This window comes from Bacteroides sp. 51 (assembly GCF_010500965.1).
Taxonomy (GTDB): domain Bacteria; phylum Bacteroidota; class Bacteroidia; order Bacteroidales; family Bacteroidaceae; genus Bacteroides.
The window spans coordinates 26,737-39,171 of sequence record NZ_QVMI01000008.1 but is presented as its reverse complement, the minus strand read 5'-3'; the positions used below and the strand labels follow the sequence as shown (position 1 = coordinate 39,171).

General features: G+C 41.8%; 10 protein-coding genes. 3 read left to right on the top strand and 7 right to left on the bottom strand.

All coding sequences use genetic code 11. The features are described 5' to 3' along the window. Positions 1-1,173, bottom strand: a complete 1,173-nt coding sequence (locus D0T87_RS08140; RefSeq protein WP_163174630.1) for a dicarboxylate/amino acid:cation symporter — start codon at positions 1,171-1,173, stop codon at positions 1-3. A 115-nt stretch (positions 1,174-1,288) separates the two neighbouring features. Here D0T87_RS08140 and gnd point away from each other — a divergent pair, with 115 nt between their 5' ends. The 3 genes from gnd to pgl all read left to right on the top strand — a co-directional run bounded on the left by gnd (position 1,289) and on the right by pgl (position 5,123). Continuing rightward, positions 1,289-2,764 carry a decarboxylating NADP(+)-dependent phosphogluconate dehydrogenase gene (gnd, locus tag D0T87_RS08135; protein ID WP_163174628.1) on the top strand — a complete coding sequence of 492 codons (1,476 nt, stop codon included), beginning with the start codon at positions 1,289-1,291 and terminating at the stop codon, positions 2,762-2,764. Between the two features lie 167 nt (positions 2,765-2,931). Next, on the top strand, positions 2,932-4,413 hold the full coding sequence (zwf, locus tag D0T87_RS08130; protein WP_163174689.1) for a glucose-6-phosphate dehydrogenase: 1,482 nt from the start codon (positions 2,932-2,934) through the stop codon (positions 4,411-4,413). After that, positions 4,410-5,123 (top strand): 6-phosphogluconolactonase, encoded by a 714-nt coding sequence (gene pgl / locus D0T87_RS08125; protein WP_163174626.1) that lies wholly within the window; start codon positions 4,410-4,412, stop codon positions 5,121-5,123. The genes zwf and pgl overlap by 4 nt, the downstream gene beginning before the upstream one ends. Before the next feature lie 727 nt (positions 5,124-5,850). Here pgl and D0T87_RS08120 read toward each other — a convergent pair. From D0T87_RS08120 to D0T87_RS08095, 6 genes are all read right to left on the bottom strand, one after another. After that, entirely contained in the window at positions 5,851-6,549 is a 699-nt protein-coding gene (locus tag D0T87_RS08120) for a LytTR family DNA-binding domain-containing protein (protein ID WP_163174624.1), read from the bottom strand. Between the two features lie 9 nt (positions 6,550-6,558). Then, complete coding sequence (locus D0T87_RS08115; RefSeq protein ID WP_163174622.1) at positions 6,559-7,650, bottom strand: sensor histidine kinase; 1,092 nt, start codon at positions 7,648-7,650, stop codon at positions 6,559-6,561. A 19-nt stretch (positions 7,651-7,669) separates the two neighbouring features. Further along, the gene (locus D0T87_RS08110) at positions 7,670-8,890 is read right to left on the bottom strand and encodes an ABC transporter permease (RefSeq protein WP_163174620.1); all 1,221 of its coding nucleotides are present in this window, start codon (positions 8,888-8,890) and stop codon (positions 7,670-7,672) included. 107 nt (positions 8,891-8,997) lie between these two features. Continuing rightward, positions 8,998-9,741 (bottom strand): ABC transporter ATP-binding protein, encoded by a 744-nt coding sequence (locus tag D0T87_RS08105; RefSeq protein ID WP_163174617.1) that lies wholly within the window; start codon positions 9,739-9,741, stop codon positions 8,998-9,000. Positions 9,742-9,749: 8 nt separating this feature from the next. Continuing rightward, positions 9,750-10,946, bottom strand: a complete 1,197-nt coding sequence (locus tag D0T87_RS08100) for an efflux RND transporter periplasmic adaptor subunit (RefSeq protein WP_163174615.1) — start codon at positions 10,944-10,946, stop codon at positions 9,750-9,752. A 57-nt stretch (positions 10,947-11,003) separates the two neighbouring features. Further along, a complete protein-coding gene (locus D0T87_RS08095; RefSeq protein ID WP_163174613.1) occupies positions 11,004-12,335 on the bottom strand; it encodes a TolC family protein in 1,332 nt (443 codons plus the stop codon). Positions 12,336-12,435 lie beyond the last annotated feature (100 nt).

Here is a 12,435-nt window from a genome sequence, read left to right as displayed (position 1 = left end):
TTATTTTTTAATTGAATCTTTATCAGTTATTTTATCTATAATCAATGCAATAGCACCGTCGCCTGTTACATTACAGGCTGTGCCAAAACTATCCATAGCAATATATAAAGCAATCATCAGGGCTTGTGCCGATTCATCAAATCCTAAAACCGATTGAAGTACGCCTAAAGATGCCATGATAGCACCACCCGGAACACCGGGAGCAGCAACCATTGTTATTCCCAATAAGAAAATGAACCCGGCAAACATGGGGAAATCATATGGCATTCCCTGCATGATCATTAGCGCTAATGCACAGGCAACGATCTTTAGTGTACTACCAGATAAATGTATTGTTGCACAAAGCGGGATCACAAATCCGGCAATCTGGGGAGATACGTTATTCTTTATTGTTTGTTCCAGCGTAACAGGAATCGTAGCCGCGGATGATTGAGTGCCTAAAGCCGTGAAGTAAGCCGGTAGCATTTTCAATAATAGTTTCAGGGGGTTACGGCGTGTGATTGCTCCTGCTATAGAGTATTGCAAAAGCAAAACAAATACATGAATGCCGAAAATAATACCTATAATCTTGATAAATACCAGAAGAATAGAATAAACCTGTCCGGAGTGTGTCATGCCCAGAAATATGCCGAATATATAGATAGGCAACAGTGGAATAATTACCTTCTCTATAACCATAACTATAATATCGCGGAAATCTCGCGTAACGTTCTTAAGAGAAGTACTATTCAGGTTTGCTAAGCCCAATCCAAGTGTGAAAGCAAATACCAATGCCGTCATAACATTCATGAGTGGCGGTATGCCAACGGAAAAGTAGGGTAGTAGACCATCGGAGTTTGTAACTTCGCCTAATGAAGTTCCCGGTTCAATCATAGAAGGGAATAAAGCTGCACCTGTAAAATAAGAGATAAATCCGGATAATAGAGTCGCACCATAAGCAATCAGGACGGTGATGAGTAATAACTTTCCTGCTTTATTACCGATATCGGCAATAGCGACGGTCACCAATCCAAGAATAATCAGTGGAATTGAGAAATTAAGGAACTCACTGAAGATCGAATTAAATGTAACGAACACCCGCACCAAGGGGGTTGGTAGGAAGTTTCCCAATATAATGCCAAGCAAAATTGCAATAACAATGCGCGACAGCAAACCTAAACGGATTTTCTTCATAACACTTCTTTACATGTAAGTTGCAAAAGTACAATTTCTTTTTGATTTCCCCGAACAAATGCTTTATGCTATCGTTATACATATATATAAATAAGAATAAAACAATCAGATTAACATGAGGAAAGCAGTATCTAATGTGGGCTTGATCGGACTTGCCGTAATGGGCGAAAATCTGGCTCTCAACATGGAAAACAAGGGTTGGAGAGTATCTGTTTACAACCGTACAGTACCCGGAATAGAAGAAGGAGTAGTAGAGCGTTTCATAAACGGACGCGCCCAAGGAAAACATATTCAAGGATTTACCGAAATAAAAGATTTTGTTGATTCGTTGGAGTCGCCGCGTAAGATTATGATGATGGTTCGTGCAGGAAGTCCTGTGGATGAACTGATGGAGCAACTTTTCCCTTATCTATCCGAGGGCGATATCCTTATTGATGGTGGTAACTCTAATTATGAAGATACCAACCGTCGTGTAATATTGGCCGAATCCAGAGGTTTTCTTTTTGTCGGAGCAGGTGTGTCGGGCGGTGAAGAGGGGGCTTTGAACGGGGCTTCTATCATGCCGGGTGGTTCTGCAAAAGCATGGCAAGAGGTTAAACCTATCTTACAAAGCATTGCAGCCAAAGCCGAAGATGGCACTCCTTGTTGCGAGTGGGTTGGACCGGCAGGTTCCGGACATTTCGTAAAAATGATCCATAACGGTATTGAATATGGAGATATGCAGCTCATTGCCGAATCTTATTGGACAATGAAAAATCTGTTGGATATCACCAATGAACAGATGTCTGCCGTATTTAGTAAATGGAATGAGGGTAAACTGCGCAGTTATCTGATTGAGATTACAGCAAATATTCTTAAACACAAAGATTTTAAGTACGGAGGGTGGCTGGTAGATAATATCCTGGATGCTGCCGGACAGAAAGGAACAGGTAAGTGGTCTGTAATCAATGCAATGGAATTGAATATGCCATTAGGTTTAATTGCTTCGGCTGTGTTTGAACGTAGCTTGTCCAATCAGGTTGATTTACGTAGAAAGGCTGCTATGCAATACCATCACAGCCCTAAAAAGATATCGTCCAAACAGCTTGAACTTGTACAGGATATTCACTCTGCATTATACGCCTCGAAATTAATATCATATGCTCAGGGATTTGCTGTTTTACAAAAAGCATCCGATGAGTTTGCATGGGACCTGAATTTGGCTTCTATTGCCCGCTTGTGGCGTGCCGGATGCATCATTCGCAGTGCATTCCTGAACGATATTGCAGCAGCTTTTGAAGCAACAGACAGACCTGCACATTTACTATTGGCTCCTTATTTTAAGAATGAGATCAAAGATGTATTTTTAGGTTGGAGGCGTGTAGTGGCTTATGCTATAACCGAAGGAATACCCGTTCCGGCATTTTCTTCAGCATTAAACTATTTCTACTCATTAACTTCCGAGAAGCTTCCTGCCAACCTGATACAGGCACAACGCGATTATTTCGGAGCGCATACATTTGAAAGGGTAGACGAACCGCGTGGAAAGTTCTTCCATGAGAACTGGACGGGCCACGGCGGGAATACCAAATCGGGATCATATAATGTGTAATTAGAGTTATGAGTAATGAGTAATGAGTTTTGAGTAATGAGTTTTAGGTAAAGAATAAACTAGCTTTATATAGCGACTCATAACTCTAAACTCATAACTCATAACTCTAAACTCATAACTCAAAACTTAAAACTATGAATAATAAACAGTCAACCCATCCTCTTGTAATGGTGATCTTCGGTGCATCGGGCGATTTGACGAAGCGCAAATTAATGCCTGCTTTATACTCTTTATATAAAGATAAACGGATTAATAAGGATTTTTCCATTCTGGGGGTAGGGCGTACTGAATATAATGACGAAGATTATCAAAACTATATTCTGGATGAATTAAAAGACTTTGTAGATAGTGACGATCAGGATAAAACTGCCATGGAATACTTTGTTTCGCGGCTTCATTATCTTTCCATAGATCCATCGGTTGAAGCTGATTATGAGGAGTTACTGGTGCGTTTGCAGGAACTAACAGGAGAGGAGCGTCCAAGCAATCTTCTTTATTATCTGGCAACACCACCTTCATTGTATGGTGTTATTCCTTTGCATTTAAAGAAATACCATCTGAATGGAAAACAGACCCGTATCATTGTAGAGAAGCCATTTGGATATGATCTGAAGTCGGCACAAGAATTGAATCGCATCTATACTTCGGCTTTCAGTGAGCATCAAATCTATCGCATAGACCATTTCCTGGGTAAGGAAACTGCTCAGAACATCCTGGCTTTTCGTTTTGCTAATGGCATTTTCGAGCCGTTGTGGAACCGGAACTACATTGACTATGTTGAAATTACCGCAGTAGAGAACCTGGGCATTGAAAATCGTGGTGGTTATTATGATGCATCCGGTGCCTTGCGCGATATGATACAAAACCATTTGATACAGTTGGTTGCCCTGACGGCTATGGAGCCACCGGTAGCTTTCAATGAAACGGATTTCCGCAATGAAGTCGTCAAAGTATATGATTCGCTGACTCCATTAAGCAAAGTCGATTTGGACGAGCATGTCGTTCGTGGTCAATACACCGCATCCGATAAGCAGAAAGGCTACCGCGAAGAAAAGAACGTATCGCCGGATTCCCGTACAGATACGTATATTGCCATGAAACTGGGCATTAGTAACTGGCGATGGAGTGGGGTACCGTTCTATGTGCGAACAGGCAAACAGATGCCCACAAAAGTAACCGAAATTGTGGTTCATTTTAAGGCTGCACCACACCAGATGTTTCATTGTACCGAAGGCAAATGTCCGAAGGGGAATACATTGATTATTCGTATTCAGCCCAATGAAGGTGTATTGCTCAGAGTAGGAATGAAAGTGCCGGGGTCTGGCTTTGAGGTAAAGCAAGCCGACCTTGATTTGACTTACGATAAATTGGGCGGTATCCCCGCCGGCGACGCTTATGCCCGGCTTATTGAAGATTGTATCTCGGGCGATCCTACCTTATTTACCCGTGGCGACGCGGTTGAAGCTTCGTGGCGCTTCTTTGATCCGCTATTGAAATACTGGAACAATAGCCCCGACGCACCACTCTATGGTTATCCGGCCGGAACATGGGGGCCTCTCGAGAGCGAGGCTATGATGAATGAACATGGAGCAGCATGGACAAATCCGTGCAAGAACCTAACGAACAGTAATTTATATTGCGAACTATGAAACTGAACATTTATCCTTCTCCCACCGCTGTGGCCTATGCATTGATTTCGCATATCTTGCAGTTAATGAAGGAACAGCCAGACAAAACGTTTAACATCGCCTTCAGCGGTGGCTCGACGCCTGCTATTATGTTCGATCTTTGGGCTCATGATATCGTTAAAATAACCCCTTGGGAAAGAATGAATATATGGTGGGTAGACGAACGATGCGTGCAACCCGGAAATCCGGAAAGTAACTACGGGCTTATGCGTAAACTCTTATTGAGTGATGCTCCCATCCCCAGCAAAAACATTTTCCGTATTCGTGGCGAAGAAAAACCTCAGGCAGAAGCTGTACGCTATTCCTCGGAAGTAGAGAAACATGTACCTAAAGTAGGACAGTTCCCGTCTTTTGATATTGTTCTTCTGGGAGTCGGCAATGATGGTCATACTTCATCTATTTTCCCGGGACAGGAACATCTGTTATCATCCTGCAAGACATACGAAGTCAGCGAAAATCCAAAGACCAAACAAGCACGTATTGCATTGACCGGAAATCCTATTTTAAATTCACAGCATGTCATTTTTCTGGTAACAGGAAAGGAAAAAGCATCTGTTATCAATGAAATATATACCTCGGGAGATGTTACGCCATCTGCATACATTGCCCATCATGCCAATTATGTCGAATTCTTTCTGGATAAAGCCGCTGCCTCGGAATTATCAAAATGACAGAAATGACATTTTGATAATAGAACGGACCTGTAATAGCAAATTCCGGGCTTAGGCAGGAAGGGAAGGAAAAACGAGAAAAGAGCTCTGTTTGTGAAAAACAAAAAGATTAAAATTTGAAGAATATACAGATTAAATGCTTGAATCGATGTAGAATTCGGATCGAATAGTTGCACATATTTAAATATAAACAGCAAATAAATACTCTAATCACCGTTCTTAAAACAGACCAACCAGAGGATAAAAGCCAATGAAGTAAAACCCTTTAAATATTTGAGCCGCGTGCTGCCGATACTTGAGCGCTCGACTGTTGACATTTGAGCCGCGTGCTGTCGCCAATGCGCGGCTCAAATGTAGAGATTATTGCGCTGAAGTGCTTCCAAAGATCAATAATATGCCGTAGAAGCAAGCCTAAAACCCGTTTTTAACATCTCATTGGTGTTTTCCGGAAAGTTTGCATGTAAGTAGAATGAGGCAAATGCCGACTTTTTGATCTGTTTTTTCTTAAACTGTTGACTTTCCGGATGATAGCGTCTGATTGCAAATAAGCACCCTATCAGCCGCTGCTGTAGGATGCTTATACAAAAACTAAACTAGACTTAACTAAACTATTCTATAAAAGAGTTATCACAACTCCCTATCTGTTCGTTACAAAAGTAATTACAATTATCAAGATACACAAATGGAATAGACAAACTCCCGTTTTTTATCGATTAATCCGCACCGATTAACTTCTTTCGTCCAGATATGCCTGAAAAACCTGCTTATAACTGTCACTTACGGGGATATAGGTTTTGTCAAAAACAATACGTCCGCGGTCCACAATCCGTATTTTATCCTTCTGGACAATGAACGAACGGTGAATGCGCATAAAACGACTCGAAGGGAGAAGTTCTTCCATTGCTTTCATGCTCATAAGCGAAAGTACCGGACGTGTATTGTCTTCTGTATAAATCTTGATATAATCTTTCAATCCTTCAATATAAAGTATCTTTTTGAGCTCAATCTGTACCAGCTTATAATCACTCTTCACATAAATGCTCTCTATTTCTTCCGGTTTCGTACTACGTTCGAACCATTGCAACGCCTTATTGGCCGCCTGAAGAAATTCGACATAAGATATCGGCTTCAACAAATAATCCAGTGCATTTACCCGGTAACCATCTATGGCATATTGTTCGAAAGCCGTTGTAAACACAATACGAGTATGCGGATTGACCATTTTGGAAAACTCCAATCCATTCAGTTCCGGCATTTGGATATCGAGGAATAACAAGTCAATCTGTTTATCCGGCAATTCCTTCATCGCCTGCACTGCACTGGAATATCTCCCATCGAGTTGCAGGAATGATGTCTTTTCTATATAACTCTCCAGCAAATCCAATGCTAAAGGTTCATCATCTACTATAGCACAATTCAAAATCATAATCAGTAATTATTGGTGAAACAAGGAATCGGGCGGCAGCACCTTGCCGCTTTCAATGATCAGACGCGAATGATACTCTTTCCCATCGGGTGATACTGACTTTTCCCACGTGTACTGCCCCTTATAAAGCAACTCAAGCCGTTTACTTACCTGAGACAGCCCTATTCCCGAACCACTTTTATCCTGATCAGTCTTCGGATAATTTGAATTTACGATATCGCAAATTATACGGTTGTTATCTTCAGATAATGATATATATATCCGGCTAGGCTCGGTAGGAGATATGCCATGCTTAAATGCATTCTCTATCAAAGAAATAAAGATCAATGGAGTAATCGGAGTGCGGCTATTTTTATCGATATCCAGATGAGTTTCCAGTTTTACGTTCGACGACAAACGGATGCGCATCAGTTCAATATAATTATAAATAAACTCTGCCTCTTTGCCTAGTGATACATACGTCTGTTGATTGTCATACAACATATGGCGCAGCAGTTTACTAAGTTCCTGAACCGCTTGTTGTGCCTTGCCCGAGTCAAAAGCGATCAAAGCATATATATTATTCAGCGTGTTCAGCAGGAAATGAGGATTCAACTGATTGCGTAAATTCTTAAGCTCTGCCTCAGTCCGTTGCTTTTCGGCTTCGCGACGTGCACTTTCCAGTTTACTCCACCTGCGGCTGATGCGAATAATGGCACTTAATCCGGCAGTAAAACACATGCCTAAGATGTCCCGGACCAGAAATGTCCATCTGGGTTGTGGGGGACGTTTTGTAGGGCGGATGGGCTGTTCAATCGTGAAATAAAACTCTTGAATATAATGAATGCCTAGCCCCATTACAGTGACCAGAATGAGATTAAATATAATATACTTATAGGTTTGTTCCCTGAATAAAAGCCTGGGAATGAGCCAAAGATAATTCAGATAGAATACGACAACAAAAGATAAAGGCACGATGGAGTGTCGTAAGAAACGATCCCAGGTAAAATATTCACTTGTACGATCAACAAACAGTAGGGGGAATGTAAAGACAATAACCCAACTGATGATATGGATCAGTACCTCGAGCGTGCGATGATGTTGTGCCAGTAATTTCTTCATAATCACAAAAGTAACATTTTTATTCGTATCTGATCGCTTCTATCGGATCAAGGTCGGCTGCTTTTTTGGCAGGATACCAACCAAAGAAAACACCGGTTAGTGTACATACGGCAAAACTAAGGAAAACACTCCATAATTGAATATATACCGGCCAGTTAAGAATACCTTTCACCACAAATGATGCACCTACACCTAAAAATACCCCGATAATACCACCGGTAATACTAATCAGAATAGCCTCTATCAGAAACTGGCTCAGGATATCTACTCCACGTGCACCTACCGACATGCGCAAACCGATTTCACGGGTACGTTCCGTTACACTCACATACATGATGTTCATAATTCCGATTCCCCCTACGATCAAACTAATTCCTGCAATACATGCCAGTAGCGTGGTCATCAGGTTTGTTGTTGAACTTAACATAGAACTCAACTCCTGTTGCGAGCGGATATTAAAATCATCATCGTCGGTAGATTTCAGTTTATGATTGGTGCGGAGAATGGTAGACACTTCTTCTGTGGCCAGATCGGTCATATCTTCGGTCAGTGCAGAAGCAAAGATTCCCTGTAAGTAGGTTACAGCAAGCAGTCGTTTCATAACTGTTGTGTAGGGTGCAAGTACTACAGCATCCTGATCTTGCCCCATCGAGTTATATCCTTTGGATTTAAGCACTCCGACCACACGAAAAGGAATCTTATTAAAACGTATAACACGCCCTACAGGGTCGCTTCCATCGGTAAACAGGTTGTCGGCAATTGTTTTTCCGATAACACAAACTTTAGCACTGCTTTGTATATCTGCCTCAGTAAACATCTCACCGTTTTCAACGGTCAACTGGCGGATCGTTAAATAATCCAGACCAACACCGCTCATACTGGAAGGGTAGTTGTTCGAACCATTAATAAACTGTCCGTTGCTGGAAACGTTCGGACTTACCGCCGAAAGATATTTCGTCTCATTGCGAAGGCTTTCGTAATCGGTCAGTTTTAGTGTCTGCATAGCACTGGGGTCCTGACGCACTCCGCCGCGCATATCGGCACCGGGGTGTATCATGATCATGTTAGAACCCATTTCGGCTATCTGACTCTGAATGCTTCTTTTTGAACCTTGCCCGATAGCCAACATGGTTATTACCGAAGCTACTCCGATAATAATCCCCAGCATAGTCAGGAAGGCACGCATCTTATTGTTTACCAGCGCCTTTAGGGCTATCTTGAATAGATTTGTTCCGTTCACTTTATTTAGTTGAAAATTGAAAGTTGAAAATTGAAAGTTAATTTATTTAGTTGAAGATTGAAGGTTGAGAGTTGAAAGTTCATCGTATTTTGTCCGCATGGTAACTTTCAATCTTCAACTACAGGAAGTGCTTGCAGCACTTCCGCCGCCGAGAGTATATTCTTGTTTACCGTATCTTCTTTTACCTGCCCATCACGTAGTACAATATTTCTACTGCTATATTGTGCTATTTCCGGATTGTGGGTGACGAATATAATCGTTCTGCCTTCGGCATGCAACTTCTGAAAAAGCACAAGAATTTCATATGAAGTACGCGTATCCAGGTTACCGGTTGCTTCGTCGGCCAATATCACCGCAGGGTCATTTACCAATGCACGGGCGATAGCTACACGTTGCATTTGTCCACCACTCATCTGATTACTTTTATGCATCAAACGATCGCCAAGTCCAACGTCATTCAATGCAGCAATCGCCCGTTTTTTTCTTTCAGCTGCGCTTATTGACGGATTATACATCAAAGGCAACTCGACATTCTCTACTGCTGTTGTTTTAGCCAGCAGGTTATAGCTTTGAAATACAAAACCAATCTTGCGATTGCGCAATACGGCGCGTTCGTTTTTGCTCATACTACGCACAGGAATGCTATCTAACAGATACTCGCCACTGCTGGGAGTATCCAGGCAACCCAAGGTGTTGAGCAGCGTTGATTTTCCCGATCCGGATGTACCCATGATCGTAACGAACTCTCCCTCTGTAATGGTGAAAGATATGCCCCGGAGAGCATGTACGATCTCCTCACCAACCACGAAGTCTCGCTTTATATTATGAAGTTCAATAATGGGTTTACTCATTCTGACTATTATTTTTTATTGTTTCTGCTACCGGGACGTGCAGGCATAAATGGAGATGATTCCTGTTGTTCTCCTTGTGGAGGGGTCATACCTGTTTCACCCGGCATTTGTCCGATAGTTGCTCCGGTGACAATTACTGTACCTTCGCTTATTCCACCCGTAATCTCAGTTAGAATACCATTGTTAATCCCTACCTGAACTGCATGAGCCGTAAAGGTATTGCCTTCGCGGGTCCACAGCTTATGTTCGGCATTGGTATCGACAACTTTATCTTCTTTGCCAATAAGTGGTTGTACAGGAGTAAAACGTAGGGCTTTAGAAGGAACGGAAAGCACGTTATTCCTCTCCAGGGTGTAAATGGTGATGTTAGCAGTCAGTCCCGGTTTTAATTTTAAATCCGGGTTATAGGCAGATACCACTACTTCATAAGTCACTACATTACTGGTTGTGGTTGCCTGCTGGCGTACCTGGGTTACTTTTCCTTCGAAAGTATCATTCGGGAAAGCATCTACGCTAAATGTGACACGCTGTCCTTCAACCACTTCACCTATATCTGCTTCGTCTACATCGGCCACTACCTGCATGTCTGTCAAGTCATTCGCAATAGTGAAGAGGGTAGGAGTACTGAAGGAAGCAGCTACCGTTTGACCTTCTTCCACTGCACGGCTCAATACCACCCCATCAATAGGCGAATAGATTGTAGCATAGCCGAGGTTAGTCTCTGCTTTCGCTACATCATTCCGGCTGATATCATAAGAGTTTTTAGCTTTTTCGTAATTATACCAAGCTGTCTCGTAGTCCGTATCGGAAACCAACTGCTTCTCATGCAGGGTTTTAATGCGGGTATAGTTCTTTAGCTGATAATCGTATTCTGTTTTAGCATTGGACATAGTGCTCTTTCTACTGGCTAACTCATTCAATAAGTTTATTTTATCCAGTTCGGCTATAACCTCACCCTTCTTCACCTCGCTGTTATAATCCACATAGAGCTTGCTTACTATACCGGAAACCTGGGTACCGACTTCTACCTGTGTTACAGGCTCCACAGTGCCGGTAGCTGTCACAGAATTGCTGATGTTTCCTTTACTCACCTGTGTGGTTTCGTATACTACCTTATGTTTGGGTGCAGGACCCCATAGTAGCCATGCAATAGCTCCGGCAATTAGCAGGATAGCAATGATGATAATTAGTTTTTTCTTATTCATATTCTGATATTTATTTAATTTTATTTGTCCTGAACAGTTCGCGAACCGCCCCTACGGTTATAACACGATCTCCTCTCCCTGATAGAATCTTAATAACTGCATATTCAAAATAGCCATATACTTAGCTTGAATAAGCTCCTGTTTGGCCGACAACAAATTATTCTTTTCCGTAAGAAGTTCAACCGTATTTTTCATACCTAATGTGAATTGTTCATTCACCAGATCGTAACTGATTTGTGTACTATTTAGGTTCTCTTTTGCTGCTACATAACGTTGTTGGGCCGTATTGGCATCCAGCCAAATACCTTCAATGGTGCTATACAAGGCTTTTTCTTCATTCAACATATCCAGTTTGCTCGATTGATACTGAAGTTTGGCTTTCTGTACCGCACTTTTCGTTTGCCTGTTATTAAAAATAGGAACAGAAACGGTTAAACCTATAGAGTTATTCCATCCGTTCTTAACCTGCTCACCAAATGTAAAATCACTACCGGTGGTATGATTGGTTCCGATTCCTGCACTTAAACTCAACGTTGGCATATACCCTGCACGGGCAATATCTATCCCAAGATCAGACGCTTCAATGTTTAGTTTTCCGGCTTCTATTTCAGGACGGAAAGTAAGCGCTGCCCTATATACATCTGTTTTAGTGGGTAATGGATTCAATACATTTCCATCACTCAGCTCGGGCATAGAGAGTTCCATTTCTTCTTCACCATCTAATTCCAGCAGTTGTTTTAGTTGAAGTTTATAATCTTGTAACGATGCCAACGAATTAACTAACTGATACTTATCACTACTGTATTGCGATTCCATCTGAGCATAATCACTCCTGGCTATTGATCCTACAGCTAACAACTCTTTTGCACGGTTCATTTGTGCTTCCGAAACTTCAACCGTACTTTCATTGATCTTCACTGATTCGGCCGCATAAAGGATTTGCACATACAGTTGTGTTATGGCAACCTCTATATCATTTTCATTTTGCGCCACATCCAGCTCGGCCATACGGCTATTCAGCTTTTCCTGACTTATGGTTTTGGTATTCTTTCCACCATTGTATACCGTCCACGAGGAATTCAATCCGTAATTGCCGTTGTAACTATTCTTTTTCGCACTTCCATCTTCCGTCAACGGGCGATTCACATAGTTGTGGCTGGTATTGAATGATAAATTTGGAAAGAGATTGGCTTTGGCAGTTCTGACATCAATGCTGCTGCTCTCGGCATTGATACGACTCTTCTGAATGCTGATATTATGCTCCATCGCATAATCAATACAAGTTGCTAAGTCCCATACGATGGGACGTTCTTGTGCATATAAGCTTTGGCATGCAAAGAACGCCCCAACACATAGCGTTATCCCTATCCATCTTTTTACTCTTGTCATATCTGTAGTTTTATGATTTTACTAAAACAAAATTACTCTTCCTATCTTTTTATGGCAAAAACAATAGACACCGCAAGGTTATGTATCTGCCAATTCAATG